Raw genomic sequence first — 15,722 nt, forward strand, 5'->3', positions numbered from 1 at the left:
CAAATGAGAAGCACCCTTTCTACATTTCTGGATAAGTGATAGTTATGTTAGGCCATTTGCTATGCCAATTCTTTTTCATAACTCTTTTATTGTACATATGTATTCGTTCTTTCGTTTCAAGGAAATGAGCTGTAGGCTTTACTTGTAATGAAAGTACATCTTCTGTTCCGCATGGAGACGTTAATATAATATTGTTTTGTTCATCAAGTGTCACGCCTAAAGCAGTTGCTGTTTCAGGGAATTTAGAAATAGCATCAACAGAAGAAGAATACGGTGGCATATTATTCACTACATGCATACGAGCTTGATTTTTTACTGACCAAGGTATAGAAGCATCCAAATTTATCAGCTTCTTTTCTAGTAATTGTTCGTATGCCTCATCTTTATGAAAAGAATCAAAATAAATGACATCCACGTCTGGTGTAGTTGTTCTTACTTCGTAGTTATGTAAAGTATCCCAAATTTTAGAACGGACAAACCCGGCGCAAATCCACCAATCAGGTAGCTCTAGTGATTTTGCCATTTGTAATACATTCATCATCCACTCTTCATTTTGTATCATTTGAATAATATCTTGCTCGGTTTTTATAGTCATTGATAAATTCCCCTCTGTTTATAGAGTTAGCGAATTAATGCATTAGTTCAATAATCCACAAAATCCAGTAAGCACCTGGTACAAATAATAGTTTTGCTAATAACGTGCCGAGAATTCTAGAAATCATTAGCCAACCATACATTTTACTCATTGCTTCAGCACCTTCTTCTGATTGAAGAGCCCGTTCTGTTAAAAGGGCGATGCGTGGATCAAGTAAAACTGTTAATAAAATAGTAGCAAAACCATTTACAAGGACAGAAGCTGTGCTTGACATGTATTTCACCAGTTTCTATTAAAATAATTGTAACTTTTTTACTTTATCATATCTTTTGTGTTTTGTAACTGAAAGTATGAGAGGGTGAAAAAGTAATTTTCTGAAAAGAATAAAAATGATATTATGGAAATGGTGTGATTTGTTTAATAGAGGGGGAGTTTTTTTATGTATACATATTATGGTAATCGAGCGAGTGAATATGAAGCGGTGTACAATCGGGAAGATCCAGTAAGGCAGGCGGAACAAAAGATGCTTGAACAGAAATTAAAAGAAATATGTAATAGAAGAAAAGTTCTTGAAGTGGCTTGCGGAACAGGATATTGGACGAAGTATGTAGCAGGTGTAGCTACACATATAACAGCGATCGATTATTCTGAGGAAGTACTAGCGATAGCGAAGGGAAAAGAGCTTTCTAAGGAAAAGGTTACCTTTCAGAAAGGTGATGCTTTTAAACTAGAACAAATGAAAGATATCTTTCAAGGGGGATATGCAAACTTTTGGTTTTCACATATAAAAAAAGAAGAGATTATTAGTTTTTTAAAACAGTTCCACCGAGTATTGCAACAGGGATCAACTGTATGTTTCGCAGATAATATGTTCAATGAAGGAATTGGTGGAGAGCTTATTCGTAAAGATGGAGATGTAAATACATATAAAATTCGCACACTCTCGAATGGCGAGAGACATGAGATTATTAAAAACTATTATACGAAAGAAGAGTTGCGCTCTATTTTTGAACCATTTGCATTAGATTTAACTTTTCATATAGGTGAGTGTTTTTGGTGGGTTACATATAAAGTAAAGTAACTGGAGGAATTCAATATGTATACAACATTTCTTTTTGATTTAGATGGAACATTAACAGATCCGAAAGAAGGGATTATAAATTCTGTTCTATATGCGTTAGAGAAAATGGGGATAGAAGAAGGAAATATAAGCGAGCTAGATGCATTTATCGGCCCGCCAATTCAACAATCGTTTGCAAATAGATATAATATGAGTGAAATAGAAGTTGAGAAAGCTGTCTATTATTTTCGTGAATATTTAAAACAAAGTGGCTTATTAGAAAATAAAGTATATGATGGTATTCCTAATCTTTTGCAAGAATTAAAAGATGGAGGCAATCATTTATTTGTAGCAACGTCAAAGCCTACTATATTTGCGAAACAAGTACTAGATCATTTCCAGTTGACGGGTTATTTTGAAGATATTGTTGGGAGTAATTTAGATGGTACGAGAATAAAAAAAGAAGAAATCATTGCTCATATTTTACAAACAAATGAAGGGCTTAAAAAAGAAGAAATGGTCATGATTGGTGATAGAAAGCACGATATAATTGGTGCGAATCATAATGGAATTGCTTCAATCGGTGTGTTATATGGGTATGGTAGTGAAACTGAATTGACTGAAGTTAAAGCGACTCATATAGTGAAGGATATTAAAGAACTGCATCATTTTTGTGTAGAAACAAGTTTGATAAAATAATAAATATAGATACTAGTAATCCCTTTAACATATGATGATGAAGTCGTTATTGTTTAAAGGGATTTTTCATATGTAATCGAATATGTATAATTAGACATTTTTAGCATGAAAAATTTGTAATAAATAGAGGAGGTTTGTCTGGATAGAATAGAGTTTGACATGATTGTAGAAGTTTGTTGTTAAAAGATTGAATTTTCAGTTTAAAGGAGGGGTATAATTGGAGCTAGTTATTATTTTATTAGCACTTAGTTTACTTATGTTTGTAGCATATAGAGGGTTTTCTGTTATTTTATTTGCACCGATTTTTGCATTGTTTGCGGTATTTTTGACAGAACCTAGTTTTGTATTACCTTTCTTTTCTAATATTTTTATGGAGAAAATGGTAGGGTTTATTAAGCTATATTTCCCTGTGTTTTTACTTGGAGCAATATTTGGGAAAGTAGTAGAAATGTCAGGAATTGCTGATTCAATCGCAAAGACAATTGTAGAGTTAGTTGGGGAAAAACGTACAATTTTAGCAATTGTATTAATGGGAGCGATTTTAACGTATAGCGGTGTTAGTGTGTATGTAGTGGTATTCGCTATATTCCCGTTTGCGGCTAAGTTGTTTCGACAAGCGGATATTCCAAAGCGTTTAATTCCTGGAACGATTGTTCTCGGAGCAGCGACGTTTACAATGGATGCACTTCCTGGATCACCACAAATTCAAAATGTAATACCTACAACTTTTTTTAAAACTGATATTTATGCAGCACCGATACTAGGTATTTTAGGAGCAATCTTTGTTTTAACGTTAGGTTTACTATATTTAGAGAGTAGACGTAAAAAGGCTAAGGTAGCAGGAGAAGGGTATTTCGGATTTAATGATGGGAATAATGAAATGGCTGCATCTTTGCAATTAGAGCAAAAAGCTATGCCATTAATGAGCAGTATTGAGATTACAAGAGTACAGCAAGTGATTGCATTTGTACCACTTATTTTAGTAGGTGTAATGAATAAAGTTTTCACAATCATGATACCGAAGTGGTATCCGGACGGTTTTGATTTTTCTGCTATTGGTATGAAAGCATTTGGAAAAGTAGAATTAAGTGCAGTAGTGGGAATTTGGTCAGTAGAGTTGGCACTTATTATTGGGATTGTTTCAACACTTTTATTATATTGGAAACGAGTAGTAACAGGTTTTCAAGCTGGATTAAATACAAGTATTGGGGGAGCACTACTTGCGACAATGAATACAGGGGCTGAATTTGGATTTGGCGGTGTGATTGCAGCACTTCCTGGTTTTGCGATAATGAGAGACAGTATTTCTGCAACGTTCACGAATCCTTTAGTGAATGGAGCGGTAACGACAAATATATTAGCAGGTATTACAGGCTCCGCATCAGGAGGAATGGGAATTGTTTTAAGTGCTATGGGGGATAAATTTATTGCAGCAGCCAATCAATTTGATATTCCATTAGAAGTTATGCACCGTATCGTATCAATGGCATCAGGAGGTATGGATACATTGCCGCATAACGGTGCAATTATTACTATTCTAACAGTAACAGGATTAACACATAAACAATCATATAAAGACATATTTGCTATTACAATTTTGAAAACGGTTGCTGTATTTGCAGTTATCGCGTTCTATACTTTAACAGGAATCTATTAAAAATTGAATAATAAAGATTCATCAAATCTATATTTTATTTCATAAAATATTAATTAGGGTAAGAAGGGGTGGAATACTTGCAAGAAGTTGCTGAGTTTCGTATGCCGAAGTCTGTATTATATGGAAGAAATTCGCTTGAAAAACTGGGAGAACAATCAAAAAAGTTAGGGAAAAGAGCTTTTATAGTTACTGATACAATTATGGAGAAATTAGGCTATGTGGAAAGGTGTATAAAACAACTAACGAAGAAAGGTATAACTGTTATTACATATAATAAAGTGGATGCTGAGCCTACAAATATACACGTGTTAGAAGCGTTAACTATTTGTAAAGAAGGAAAGTGTGATTTTATTATCGGTATTGGTGGTGGAAGTTGTATTGATGCTGCGAAAGCGGTAGCAGTGTTATTTACTAATGGTGGAGAAATTGAATATTACGTTCAAAAGGATATCGAAATAGAAAATGATCCACTACCACTTATTGCAATTCCAACAACTTCTGGTACTGGATCAGAAGTAACAAGTGTAGCAGTAATTACGAATAAAAAAACAGATGTAAAAATGATGATGAAGCATCCTAGTTTTATACCACAAGTAGCAATTATTGACCCTATTTTAACATGTTCGGTACCACCCCACATTACGGCAGCAACAGGGATAGATGCATTGTGCCATGCAATAGAAGCATATATTTCTAAAGTTTCACAGCCACTTACAGATGTACTTGCTCTTTCAGCTATTGAAAGTATCATGAAATATTTACGTATTGCATATGAAGATGGAGATAATATGGAAGCAAGAGAAGCAATGATGATTGCCTCATTACAAGCTGGAATCGCATTTTCCAATGCATCCGTTACATTAGTTCATGGAATGTCTCGGCCTGTGGGGGCATTATTTCATGTACCACATGGTATATCGAATGCCATACTATTACCTACAGTTTTAGAGTTTACAAAAACAAGTGCAGTGAAAAGGTTAGCAGAAATTGGACGCAGTTTAAACAAAGATTTGTACTCAAATTCTGATGAAGAAGTAGCGAATTACACGCTTGCTGAAATAAAGGAACTTTGTTTTAATCTTCGTATTCCAAATTTAAAAGAATACGGAATTAATGAAGTTGAATTTGAAAATGCTATTTCTAAAATGGCGAAAGATGCAATTGTAAGTGGTAGCCCAGGTAATAATCCGCGAGTTCCTACTTATGATGAAATTAAACAGTTGTATCGAGAATGCTTTAATTATCAATATGAAGATTCTATAAAAACATCGGAATGTTAATTTCTGAATATTCTATAAAAATTTCCTTGGAAATGAATATAGAATTAATTTTCATTATTGACATCTTAAATTAGTTAAAACAAGACTTTATATTATAAACTTAAAGTCTTGTTTTATTATGTATAATATACATAATAAAATGTTGGTATTAGTTTTCTAAAAATAGTTTAGGTAGGTGTTTTTATATGAAAACGATAGGGCTTATAGGTGGTATGAGTTGGGAATCAACTTCTGAATATTATCGAATTATTAATGAAGAAATAAAAGAGAGATTAGGAGGATTACATTCAGCAAAATGTATGATTAATAGCGTTGACTTTGAAGAGATTGAACGATTCCAGTCTAACGGAGATTGGGATGGCGCAGGAGAAGTATTAGGGAATGCGGCATATTCACTGCAAATAGGAGGAGCAGACTTTATAATCATTTGTACAAATACAATGCACAAGGTAGTTGACAAAATAAAGGAAAATATTAATATTCCAGTCTTGCATATTGCTGATGCAACTGCAAAAGAAATTAAAAGAAAAGGTATTCAAACGGTTGGGCTACTTGGAACGACATATACAATGGAGCAAGATTTCTATAAGTCAAGAATAGAAGAGAATGATATAAAAGTAATAGTTCCATCAGAAAAAAATAGAGAAAAAGTAAGCGAAGTAATATATACAGAATTATGTTTAGGAAAAATAGTATCTCAATCTAGAGAATGTTATAAAAAAGTCATAGAAGAGTTAGTGGAAAAAGGAGCACAGGGAATCATATTAGGTTGTACAGAAATAGGGTTATTAATAAAGCAAGAAGACGTACCAGTCCCAGTATTTGATACTACTCATATACATGCAATAGAAGCTGTAAATGTCTCCTTAGAAAGATAGATTATAATTATATTATGTAAACTTAGTGCATCTATCTGGAAAACATTCAGAAAATATTTTATAATGTAAGTGGTTACATTTGAGGGGGAATGCGTATGTTTTCAGTTCAACCAATCGCATTTGTACATAATGAAAGAAAGGAAATAAAAGATGATGAGTGGGGAGAAGTTAGGTCCTGCATTACTTTAACTGATATGTATACAGAAGAAAGTATACAAGGAATTGAAGAATTTTCTCATATTGAAATTGTTTTTTATTTTCATAAAGTAACTGCTGAACAAATTCAATATGTAGCTAGATATCCTAGAAATAATAATGATTATCCTAAAGTAGGTATTTTTGCACAGCGCGGGAAAAATCGTCCGAATCGTATAGGTGTGACAATTGTAAAAGTAATAAAAAGAGAAGGTAAATCAATTATTGTTGAGGGATTAGATGCTATTGATGGTACCCCTATATTGGATATAAAGCCAATAATGAAAGAGTTTATGCCGAAAGAGGACATACGACAGCCTACATGGGCAACAGATATAATGAGACAGTATTGGAAGGGGAATGGAGTAAAATGAGAATATATGAGGCAACAATTGCAGATTTAGATGGACTAGCATCAGTTTTTAATAACTATCGCATGTTTTATAAACAAGATTCAGATATAGAAGGCGCAAAAGTATTTTTACGAAATCGCATTGAGAAAAAAGAATCCGTTATTTTCGTAGCAGTTGAAGATGGTGAATATATTGGATTCACGCAATTATATCCATCATTTTCTTCCATTTCGATGAAAGAGTTATGGATATTAAATGATCTGTTTGTACAAAAGGCGAAGCGCGGAGCCGGAATAGGTAAAAAATTATTAGAAACTGCTAAAAAATTCGCATTAGAAAATGACGCAAAAGGTGTAAAATTACAAACAGAGATTGATAATTTATCAGCGCAGCGATTATACGCTGAAAATGGTTATTTAAGAGATAATCGTTATTTCCATTATGAATTAACGTTTTAAAATATGTAAAATTAAAGAGACGTTTTCAAGTAAAAGAATTTCTTTGTAATAAGAAATTCTTTTTATTTTTGTCAAAAAACATATCAATAACAGTAATGGGGATAATAAATAACGATATTAATTTATTGTTAAACAATAAATTTTGTGGTAAAATCATATTGTCATTAAATAAGTGAGGTATTGTAAATGAATGTGAAACGAGGTTCAACTACTTTTTTAAAAGTAATTATTTGTCTGGCTGGAATTGCAGTGCTTGCATTATGTATATTTTTAGTGCCCAAAATAGCGAATTTCGCGGCTGAGTTGTATCCAAATATTATCTTGATGAAATATTTGGTTTTCATTGTCATGTATGGAGCGGCTTTACCTTTTTACATTGCTCTCCACCAAGCTTTAAATCTTTTGCAATATATAGACAAGAACACAGCGTTCTCGAAATTATCTGTAAAGGCGTTAAAGAACATAAAGTGTTGCGCGATTGCAATCAGTGGTTTGTATATATTAGCTATGCCACTCTTTCGTTTTATAGCGAAGAAAGTTGATCCTCCAATTGGATTAATGGCGCTCATCATCATTTTTGCTTCGCTCGTTATTGCTGTTTTTGCTGCCATCCTCCAACGCCTTCTACAAGAAGCGATTAATATAAAATCAGAAAATGATTTGACAGTCTGAGATGGAGGGTATGACAAGTATTGTTAATATCGATGTTATTTGTTCAGAGAATTGTATTGATAGTAGTGATAAAAATATGATGTGATTTGTAATGTTTGTTTCTCAAAAAGCAACGTAAACAATGTTTTACATTGTGGCGTGTGAATCAAAACCTGCAATATAAATCCTCTCTTGTTTTTGTAAGAGAGGATTTATATTGCTATTTTTTTATTTTACAGAGTGAAACGTCTCTTTTAAATTGTTTTACAGTTGATTTAATATCCAGTTTGTTGCATCTTCAAAGTTTTCTGCAATGTAGTTCGGCTCAATATGTGCCCACTTGTCTCGGTACGTATGTAAAGCATCATATCCAGCGCCCGTTCGTACTAAAATCGTTGTCGCGTTTACTTCTGCTCCTGCAACAATATCTGTCCAGCGATCACCAATTACAGCACATTGTGTTAAGTCAAGACCGTGTTTTTTAGCTGCTTGTAGAAGCATACCTGTACTTGGTTTACGACATTCACAACCATCACCATGTTTATGAGGGCATACGTATATATCATCAAAACCGAAACCTTCTAATTCTTGTACAAAATCGGCTACAGTCGCTATTCCATCTGCAATACCTGGTTGATTTGTGAAAGAGAAAAGTTTAATATTTTTAGACTTTAGTTTTTGCAAGGCTATTTTTGTAAAGGGGAATAATGTAAAAGAGCCTGGGTAATGTATTGTAGTGTCGCCACCAATTGTACCGTCACGATCAATGAAAATAGCTTCGATGTTTGTCATAGTTATAGTCCTTTCAATTTATAAGTAGTTTAAAAATGTTTTACAAATCGATATCCATTTACTTCATATTCTAATTTTTTGTAAAAAGGATGAGCTTCTACCCTTTTTGTTCCACTAACTAGCCATGTGCCAATGCAATTATGCTTCTTTGCTAATTGCTCTGCATAATCCATTAACACTTGTCCAATGCCTTTACGCCTTATTGTTGAATCAACGCTAATAATTGAAATTTCTCCATACCGAGTTACATCTTCTAAATTTTCACGTATACGAAACCCAAGTAATCCAAATATAGTTTCTTCTTCCTCGTAAACATATAAAAAATCAAAAGGACTCATTTGTACGAATTGCAATCGGTTATTCATATCTTCATAGGAAATAGAGGAACCTTTTAATTCTTTCGTTAAAGAGCAAAGTGCATCAAGATCGTCTATCGTCGCTTCACGAATTTGAAAAGACATACTATCCACTCCAATAAAATGTAATCAAACATTTAATATTCTGTTAAAAAACGTTTTTTCCTGCTAGGAAAATAAATATTTTATAGTGATATATAGATGGTTGTATGTTATTCTTTTCCTTGATTGTATTGAAAATGGAAAGAAGGGGAATGTATGTTAAAAGTAAATATCCGCTCTGCTGGATATGAAGTAGGCGAAAAAACAATTCATGATATTGCTTTTTCCATCGAAAAGGGTGAGTTAGTTGCTCTTATTGGCGCAAATGGTGCCGGGAAAAGTACGACGATTAAAACGATGCTCGGATTACTTGTAAATATGAATGGTGAAATATCATTTGGCAAAAAGAAAAATTCTTATGCATACGTACCAGAACATCCAACATATTATGATTATTTGACGCTTTGGGAGCATATTGAATTATTAATGGCAGCTCGTAGAAGTGAAATTGGAAGCTGGGAAGAACGGGCGGAGCAATTATTACATACATTTCGAATGGATAAGCATAAGCATGAGTATTTATCAAAGTTTTCAAAAGGTATGAAACAAAAATCAATGCTCATATTGGCGTTTTTAACGGAACCAGATTTTTATATAATTGACGAACCTTTTATCGGCTTAGATCCAGTAGCTACAAAAGAATTTTTAAGTTATCTATATAAAGAGAAAGAACGCGGGGCAGGGATTTTACTCTGTACGCACGTATTAGATACCGCTGAAAGAATTTGTGAGAGATTTTTGCTTATTTCGCAAGGAACGTTAATAGCAGATGGAAATTTACATTCGATTCAAACATTAGCTGAAATGCCGGAGAGTCCATTATTAGACTGCTTTGATGCAATTGTAAGGCGTGAACAACATGATTAAACAACAGTTTTATAAAAGATTGTGCCATGAACTTGAGCGGAAATGGAAGTCTATACGTTCGGTAACAGATTGGACAGTTGCCTTATATATTATTATTCCAGCATTTATATTTATGGGAATCTATTATCGGTCACTATGGATACATGAATTATCGATGGAAGAGACGATATACTTCGGATTAGGGTTACTCATATTTTATCTTGTAACATATTCGAGAGGAGTTCGCTCATTTTTTGAACAAGCAGATAGTTTATTTTTAATTTCGTATCCAGCTCATATGCAAAAATTAGTTCAGTATGGCATGATTTACACATTTGTTCGAATAGCGATAACGAATGTAATAGTAGTCGTTATTATGTTACCAGTGTTGATAAAAGGCATCAAAGTAACAGAGATACAAATCGTATTATTTTGGGTATTCTTTACTGTATTTCGATTTTTGTTGTCGTTGTTGACGAGATTTATTCATGTACGTGTTGGGAAACGATGGGTTTTATGGATTGTAAAAAATGTAATATTTTCTATAAGCGTATCCTTTTTGGGAGTTAGTTTATTTTTTATTTATAAAAATCCATTTTATTCAATTCTATGTATCAGTCTAGCAATTTCTTTAATTATTGTATTAGTAAAAGAGAAGATGAATTATAAAAATCACTTTTATAAAGAAGTCGAAAAAGAAAAAGAAGAAAGTATGCGCTGGACGAGCGGGATTATGCAAGTTGGTGGTCATGCTGCTAAGCCGAGTAGTTCGAATAAAAAACCGTGGATGTTTCCACGTTCTAAAAGGTTTTTAGGAAAGAAAGCCGATTCTCGTATTGTTGAATCTTTTTTGAAAGAATTTTTCCGTACAAGTAGTACACGAATGTTTTATGTTCAAATTGTATGTATAAGCACGGTAAGTATTATTATGAGTCCGAGGTGGATTGCAGCTATTATTCTCGTATTCGCTTTATTTGCAATCTCTCGCTATGCACGTGATTATTGGAATGAGTTTACGCAAAAAATGTTTCTTCACTTATATTGTGAAGAAGGGAAGTTACTTTTGTTAAGATGGAAGGCGAATCGTTATTTATTACTTCCAGCAATACTTTTATATGGAATCGTTATATTTTCTTATTTTTATTTATTGCCAGCTGTAATCACCGGGATTCTTTTTATATTATTGATGGGTTGGATTGTATTTTTACCATAGAAAAAGAGCCTAAAAATGGCTCTTTTTCTAGTCTGTAACACATTGATAAATAAAATACACTAAAACGAGTATGCTTGCGGCGGAATACATGACATCTAAAGTCATCAGGTTGCCTCCTCATTGTTGTTATATATAGTGTATGAAATCTTACAATTTCATATTCAAGTGAAAAATGTGTGAACGTTAACAAAATTGTAAAGTGCAAAAATTACAATCATTTTGTATAATAGAAGAAACAACCGTTATATAAAATATAATGAGTGAAAGGGGAGGGAACATAAATGCCAAATTGGTTTAGAAAAACCTTAGTTGCATTAATTACCGTACTTACATTTGGTTTAGTGACGCCTCCTTCCATATTGCTTGATAATGCCAAAGCTGCGGACAAGCCTACGAGCACAGCTAGGCAACAAAATTTGGAGAGTACGTCCTATACATATGAAGAAACGAATGACAGGTTAACCACCGATACTTTTATTACTTATGCAATGCAAGAAGCAGAGAAGCAGTCGATGCAAAAGTTTGGTACTAAAATTGGTCCAGTAATTGAAGATGAGTTTAAAGATGTAATATTACCAAAAATTGAAGAGGCAATTGCTGAATTGGCAAATGATGTACCAGAAGAATCGTTACAATCGTTAGCGATTTCTCAAAGACCAGCTGGTGGGAATAATGAAAAGATTTTTCACGTTTATGATACGAAATCAGGAAATGACTTACTGCGATTTCATGTAAGAAGAGATCATCCACCGCAAGATGGTTATTATTTTAATTTCCATTATCATCGTTTTGATGATGGATACAATGGGCATCATGAGTTAGGAAATATTTATTGGAATACGAATGTACCGCCAAAATGGCTTTCTTAAAAAGAACAAGAGAAAATCTTGTTTTTTTTTATGCTTATAGAAGGGTAAGGCAACAATGTTGTTGAATAACAGAGGTTTAGGAAAAAAAGAAATAAAGGGAGTATGGGGATGCAAAAATATATTGTTTTTGATTTTGACGGCACATTAGTAGATTCACAAAATATATTTGTTCCGATTTATAATCAACTTGCTGAAAAGCATGGCTATAAGACCGTTAGTGAAGAAGAAATTGAGCCTTTACGAAAATTGACTATGTCTGAGAGATGTAAAAAGCTTGATGTACCACTGTATAAGCTTCCTATTTTAGCGTTAGAGTTTTATAAATTATATCAACCCGCTATAAAAGATCTCGTTTTGTTCCATGGGATGAAGGATGTATTAGATGAATTACATAAAAAGGGATACGGGATTGCAGTCATATCATCGAACTCAGAAGAGCATATTCGGGCATTTTTACACAACAATGGAATAGAAAATATTAAAGAAGTGTATTGTTCTAAAAATTTATTCGGTAAAGATAAAATGATAAAAAGATTTTTAAAATCAAAAAAAATAACAGAGCAAGATATGTTATACGTTGGTGATGAGCAGAGAGATGTAGCAGCGTGTAAAAAGGCTGGTGTGAATGTAATTTGGGTATCTTGGGGGTATGATGTCATTGAAACAGTAAAAAAAGATGCACCGGATTATATGGTTCATACACCGATGGAAATTGTGCAAGTAGTACAGGGGGCGCATTCTTAAAATGAATACATTTCGAGATGGTATTCATCATATTGAATTTTTGGTAAAGGATTTAGAGGAGTCCATTTCTTTTTATGATATGTTGTTTCCAATAATTGGATGGAGAAAGTGAAATTTATTTTAAAGAAGTAGAGGAGGAGATTGTAAATACTTTAGGACCAAGACATATTTGTTATCAAGCTATTCATAGAGGTGTAGTTGATGAAGTAGCAGAGTTTCTTTTTAGTACGAAAGTGAAAGTAATACGTGGTCCGATTGAAATGAATCATTATTCAGATGGGTACTATACAATCGACTTTTACGATCCAAATGGATTTATTGTAGAAGTAGCGTATACGCCCAATACAGAAATGTAAGGGGACAATATATGAAGACAATTACAGGGTGGAGAAACAGTATAGAAATAGTAAAAGATGCAGTAAATGTTGAAGAAATTGCGAAAGGTTTCTCTCCTGATAAAAAATACATTATTACGATTACTGATGATAAAAAATATTTGCTACGAACAGGTGATATAAAAGAGTATGAAAGAAAGAAAATAGAGTTTCAAATTTTATATGAAATGAAAAATCGTAGTGTGCAAGCACAAAAGCCAATTGAAATCGGTTTGTTGGAAGAGGAAGGTTTATGCTATAGTATTTTTTCCTATTTAGAAGGAGAGGATGCGAAGAAACTGTTGCCTACATATACGCCAAAAGAACAATTTGAGATTGGTATAGAAGCAGGAAAAGATTTAGCAAAAATGCATACATATGAAGCTCCTAAAAATATACTTCCATGGTATGAAAGAGCAATGAAAAAACATAGAAAATATTTAGAGTCATACAAAACATGCGGAATAAAAATTAAAAATGATGATAAAATCATTAAGTTTATCGATGAAAATGAAATGTATTTACAAAACCGCCCAAATCGTTTTCAACACGATGATTTTCATTTAGAGAATATAATTGTACGTGATGCGAAATATGTAGGTGTTGTTGATTTTAATGGCTATGATTGGGGCGACCCACTTCATGATTTCGTAAAAATTGCACTATTTGCAAGGGATATTAGTATCACGTATTCCATCGGGCAAATAGTAGGCTATTATAATGGGAAAATACCAGAAGAGTTTTGGCGGTTATATGCAATGTACGTTGGAATGACGGTTTTCTCTTCAGTTGTTTGGTGTTTACGAGCAGCACCACATATGTTAGAGGATATGTTAGAGCGTCTTACTATTGTGTTAGAAGATCATAAAAATTTTGAACTGTCGAAGCCAATTTGGTTTGATAGTGAAATAATAAATGAAAAATAAGAAAAGTAGGTGTGAGATAACACACCTACTTTTTTGATTCTAGTAAAATAATTATTTGATTTTCTTAAAGGTAAGTGGCTGTGTACTTAACATAGCAGGTACATGCAACTGAAGGGATGGGAATTCACCACTTACATTCATTTCATAAGCAAATAATAGGCTCATTTTCATTTGGAATAAGTCGATTGGTGCAGAGAAAATGTCGTAGTGATGATGCTGCAATGGAATCTCCATCTCCATAAATTGTACGTATAGCGATTCATCTCGTTTGTATACTTGTAATGTTCCATAAGCAGGATGTTCAAAAGTACCAGAGTAGTCCTCTAATTTGTGAGAAGGTGTAGTCCCATTTATTGCTTCAGGAAGTGATTCCAATGTCTCTTTCATCATTTCTCTCATTTTTTCACTATCTTCTACAGCACGTTCATGCCAGTTGATATATTCTAGTCCGAGAAGTTCGTCATATATATGTTTTGTAATGTAAGTAGGGAGTAAAGTTTGCCCGGAATTTGTTAGTACAATAATACCGATCTTTTCGTTTGGCATAAATGATGCGAGTGCAGAAAATCCATCAATATTACCACCATGATGAATAAGTTTATAACCGCGGTAAGCGCTAATAAACCAGCCTAATCCGTAGCTGTTTACTGGTGATTCACTTGTTGCTAGCATTGGCTGATCTGGGATTGGTGTATGCGGTGTATACATTTCTTGGAGTAGTTCAGTAGAAATTAAATCATGATTTTCTATTTTTCCTTCGTTCAAATGAAGAAGGACCCATTTTGCCATATCTTCAATGGTAGAGTTAATACATCCGGCAGCTCCAACTGTATCGATATTTCGGAATGGTATTTCTTTTATTTCACCATTTTCTTCAGCGTAAGGTAATGCGTAATCATCTGTATGTTGTGAATCTGTAATAGAGAAGTTTGTATGCCTCATATGTAACGGCTCTAAAATATGTTCTGTAGCGTATTGTTCCCATGTTTGATTCGTAATGTTTTCTACAACATAGCTAATTGTCGCATACATTAAGTTGTTATAAAGAAATGCTGTGCGGAACGGGGCATCAAGTGATAAATGTTTTATTTTTTCTACTAAATCTTTACGAGTTAAAGAAGAACTGTACCAGAGGGCATCGTGACGACTTACTCCAGTGCGGTGGGAAGCTAAATCACGCCCTGTAACTTGTGAACTAGCTAGTATGTCAGATAAAGAGAAGTTAGGTATATAAGACTGGACAGGAGTATCCCAATTAAACTTTTTTTGTTGTGATAATAAGCTTAATGAGAGTGTACCAAAAGCTTTCGTTGAGGAACCGATTGCGAATAAAGTATTTGGTGTAACAGGCTCTTTTGTTTTTATATTTCGATAGCCAAAACCTTCTGAAATAATAACTTTACCATCTTTTATAACAGCTACAGCAGTACCAGGAACTTTTAAGTCTTTCATCATTTTTTCGACTGTTGTTTGTAAAGAAGTCATAACAGGAGTTTCAATTTTAGACATACTTCTAACCTCCAAATATAAATTTTGTTCTACCGCACTATACTTTCGGTAATAGAAAATGAAAACCTTTTTAAATATGGAAAGTTAATAATTTTGTAAGAATTACTGCAATAAATTTTATTAATTAGGATTATTAAATTTATGGTTTTTCATGTTATGATAAAT

18 protein-coding genes and 1 pseudogene are annotated in these 15,722 nt (G+C 33.3%); 14 read left to right on the top strand and 5 right to left on the bottom strand.

Translation table 11 applies throughout. The annotated features are described in order from the left end of the window. Nucleotides 1–19: 19 nt before the first annotated feature. Both ACQKNI_RS16200 and ACQKNI_RS16205 read right to left on the bottom strand, forming a co-directional pair. A complete protein-coding gene (locus tag ACQKNI_RS16200) occupies nt 20–595 on the bottom strand; it encodes a nucleotidyltransferase family protein (RefSeq protein WP_088230402.1) in 576 nt (191 codons plus the stop codon). A gap of 34 nt (nt 596–629) precedes the next feature. Further along, a pseudogene (locus tag ACQKNI_RS16205) lies at nt 630–866 on the bottom strand (lipid II flippase family protein); the annotation flags it as partial. A 168-nt stretch (nt 867–1,034) separates the two neighbouring features. Here ACQKNI_RS16205 and ACQKNI_RS16210 point away from each other — a divergent pair. The 8 genes from ACQKNI_RS16210 to ACQKNI_RS16245 all read left to right on the top strand — a co-directional run bounded on the left by ACQKNI_RS16210 (nt 1,035) and on the right by ACQKNI_RS16245 (nt 7,847). After that, entirely contained in the window at nt 1,035–1,676 is a 642-nt protein-coding gene (locus ACQKNI_RS16210; protein WP_088230401.1) for a class I SAM-dependent methyltransferase, read from the top strand. Nucleotides 1,677–1,691: 15 nt separating this feature from the next. Continuing rightward, complete coding sequence (locus ACQKNI_RS16215; RefSeq protein ID WP_427282497.1) at nt 1,692–2,354, top strand: HAD family hydrolase; 663 nt, start codon at nt 1,692–1,694, stop codon at nt 2,352–2,354. Between the two features lie 217 nt (nt 2,355–2,571). After that, entirely contained in the window at nt 2,572–4,011 is a 1,440-nt protein-coding gene (locus ACQKNI_RS16220; protein WP_427282498.1) for a GntP family permease, read from the top strand. Between the two features lie 77 nt (nt 4,012–4,088). Then, nucleotides 4,089–5,291, top strand: a complete 1,203-nt coding sequence (locus tag ACQKNI_RS16225) for an iron-containing alcohol dehydrogenase (RefSeq protein ID WP_098252930.1) — start codon at nt 4,089–4,091, stop codon at nt 5,289–5,291. 185 nt (nt 5,292–5,476) lie between these two features. Beyond that, nucleotides 5,477–6,169: an aspartate/glutamate racemase family protein gene (locus tag ACQKNI_RS16230; RefSeq protein WP_098252929.1), complete on the top strand. Its 693-nt coding sequence runs from the start codon at nt 5,477–5,479 to the stop codon at nt 6,167–6,169. 95 nt (nt 6,170–6,264) lie between these two features. Continuing rightward, nucleotides 6,265–6,738, top strand: coding sequence for an SAM-dependent methyltransferase (locus ACQKNI_RS16235; protein ID WP_098252928.1), 474 nt, complete (start codon nt 6,265–6,267; stop codon nt 6,736–6,738). Further along, nucleotides 6,735–7,175: a GNAT family N-acetyltransferase gene (locus tag ACQKNI_RS16240; protein WP_098252927.1), complete on the top strand. Its 441-nt coding sequence runs from the start codon at nt 6,735–6,737 to the stop codon at nt 7,173–7,175. Before ACQKNI_RS16235 ends, ACQKNI_RS16240 begins: the two co-directional genes overlap by 4 nt. 186 nt (nt 7,176–7,361) lie before the next feature. Then, a complete protein-coding gene (locus ACQKNI_RS16245) occupies nt 7,362–7,847 on the top strand; it encodes a DUF2975 domain-containing protein (protein WP_098252926.1) in 486 nt (161 codons plus the stop codon). Between the two features lie 243 nt (nt 7,848–8,090). On the opposite strand, the gene ACQKNI_RS16250 is transcribed toward ACQKNI_RS16245, so the two are convergent. Together ACQKNI_RS16250 and ACQKNI_RS16255 are read right to left on the bottom strand one after the other, a co-directional pair. Then, entirely contained in the window at nt 8,091–8,618 is a 528-nt protein-coding gene (locus ACQKNI_RS16250; RefSeq protein ID WP_098252925.1) for an HAD-IIIA family hydrolase, read from the bottom strand. A 29-nt stretch (nt 8,619–8,647) separates the two neighbouring features. Further along, nucleotides 8,648–9,079, bottom strand: a complete 432-nt coding sequence (locus ACQKNI_RS16255) for a GNAT family N-acetyltransferase (protein WP_098252924.1) — start codon at nt 9,077–9,079, stop codon at nt 8,648–8,650. 153 nt (nt 9,080–9,232) lie between these two features. Here ACQKNI_RS16255 and ACQKNI_RS16260 point away from each other — a divergent pair, with 153 nt between their 5' ends. From ACQKNI_RS16260 to ACQKNI_RS16285, 6 genes are all read left to right on the top strand, one after another. Continuing rightward, a complete protein-coding gene (locus ACQKNI_RS16260; protein WP_098356880.1) occupies nt 9,233–9,943 on the top strand; it encodes an ABC transporter ATP-binding protein in 711 nt (236 codons plus the stop codon). Next, nucleotides 9,936–11,135 (top strand): ABC transporter permease, encoded by a 1,200-nt coding sequence (locus ACQKNI_RS16265; protein ID WP_098252923.1) that lies wholly within the window; start codon nt 9,936–9,938, stop codon nt 11,133–11,135. Before ACQKNI_RS16260 ends, ACQKNI_RS16265 begins: the two co-directional genes overlap by 8 nt. Before the next feature lie 281 nt (nt 11,136–11,416). Beyond that, entirely contained in the window at nt 11,417–12,004 is a 588-nt protein-coding gene (locus ACQKNI_RS16270) for a YpjP family protein (protein ID WP_088230390.1), read from the top strand. A 108-nt stretch (nt 12,005–12,112) separates the two neighbouring features. After that, the gene (locus tag ACQKNI_RS16275) at nt 12,113–12,748 is read left to right on the top strand and encodes an HAD family hydrolase (protein ID WP_140417335.1); all 636 of its coding nucleotides are present in this window, start codon (nt 12,113–12,115) and stop codon (nt 12,746–12,748) included. A 95-nt stretch (nt 12,749–12,843) separates the two neighbouring features. Further along, nucleotides 12,844–13,104 (top strand): topoisomerase IV, encoded by a 261-nt coding sequence (locus ACQKNI_RS16280; protein ID WP_088230388.1) that lies wholly within the window; start codon nt 12,844–12,846, stop codon nt 13,102–13,104. Nucleotides 13,105–13,115: 11 nt separating this feature from the next. Then, on the top strand, nt 13,116–14,048 hold the full coding sequence (locus ACQKNI_RS16285) for an aminoglycoside phosphotransferase family protein (protein ID WP_088230387.1): 933 nt from the start codon (nt 13,116–13,118) through the stop codon (nt 14,046–14,048). A 51-nt stretch (nt 14,049–14,099) separates the two neighbouring features. On the opposite strand, the gene ACQKNI_RS16290 is transcribed toward ACQKNI_RS16285, so the two are convergent. Further along, the gene (locus ACQKNI_RS16290; RefSeq protein ID WP_088230386.1) at nt 14,100–15,557 is read right to left on the bottom strand and encodes a serine hydrolase; all 1,458 of its coding nucleotides are present in this window, start codon (nt 15,555–15,557) and stop codon (nt 14,100–14,102) included. Nucleotides 15,558–15,722: the final 165 nt, after the last annotated feature.

The sequence above is a fragment of the Bacillus sp. NPDC094064 genome (assembly GCF_050279585.1).
GTDB lineage: Bacteria > Bacillota > Bacilli > Bacillales > Bacillaceae_G > Bacillus_A.

Bases quoted from the DNA above. Each gene is read 5' to 3' on its own strand.
- ACQKNI_RS16240 (WP_098252927.1), top strand. From the start codon at position 6,735: ATGAGAATATATGAGGCAACAATTGCAGATTTAGATGGACTAGCATCA.
- ACQKNI_RS16200 (WP_088230402.1), bottom strand. From the start codon at position 595: ATGACTATAAAAACCGAGCAAGATATTATTCAAATGATACAAAATGAA.
- ACQKNI_RS16275 (WP_140417335.1), top strand. From the start codon at position 12,113: ATGCAAAAATATATTGTTTTTGATTTTGACGGCACATTAGTAGATTCA.
- ACQKNI_RS16285 (WP_088230387.1), top strand. From the start codon at position 13,116: ATGAAGACAATTACAGGGTGGAGAAACAGTATAGAAATAGTAAAAGAT.
- ACQKNI_RS16210 (WP_088230401.1), top strand. From the start codon at position 1,035: ATGTATACATATTATGGTAATCGAGCGAGTGAATATGAAGCGGTGTAC.
- ACQKNI_RS16260 (WP_098356880.1), top strand. From the start codon at position 9,233: ATGTTAAAAGTAAATATCCGCTCTGCTGGATATGAAGTAGGCGAAAAA.
- ACQKNI_RS16290 (WP_088230386.1), bottom strand. From the start codon at position 15,557: ATGTCTAAAATTGAAACTCCTGTTATGACTTCTTTACAAACAACAGTC.
- ACQKNI_RS16230 (WP_098252929.1), top strand. From the start codon at position 5,477: ATGAAAACGATAGGGCTTATAGGTGGTATGAGTTGGGAATCAACTTCT.
- ACQKNI_RS16215 (WP_427282497.1), top strand. From the start codon at position 1,692: ATGTATACAACATTTCTTTTTGATTTAGATGGAACATTAACAGATCCG.
- ACQKNI_RS16245 (WP_098252926.1), top strand. From the start codon at position 7,362: ATGAATGTGAAACGAGGTTCAACTACTTTTTTAAAAGTAATTATTTGT.
- ACQKNI_RS16250 (WP_098252925.1), bottom strand. From the start codon at position 8,618: ATGACAAACATCGAAGCTATTTTCATTGATCGTGACGGTACAATTGGT.
- ACQKNI_RS16265 (WP_098252923.1), top strand. From the start codon at position 9,936: ATGATTAAACAACAGTTTTATAAAAGATTGTGCCATGAACTTGAGCGG.
- ACQKNI_RS16255 (WP_098252924.1), bottom strand. From the start codon at position 9,079: ATGTCTTTTCAAATTCGTGAAGCGACGATAGACGATCTTGATGCACTT.
- ACQKNI_RS16270 (WP_088230390.1), top strand. From the start codon at position 11,417: ATGCCAAATTGGTTTAGAAAAACCTTAGTTGCATTAATTACCGTACTT.
- ACQKNI_RS16235 (WP_098252928.1), top strand. From the start codon at position 6,265: ATGTTTTCAGTTCAACCAATCGCATTTGTACATAATGAAAGAAAGGAA.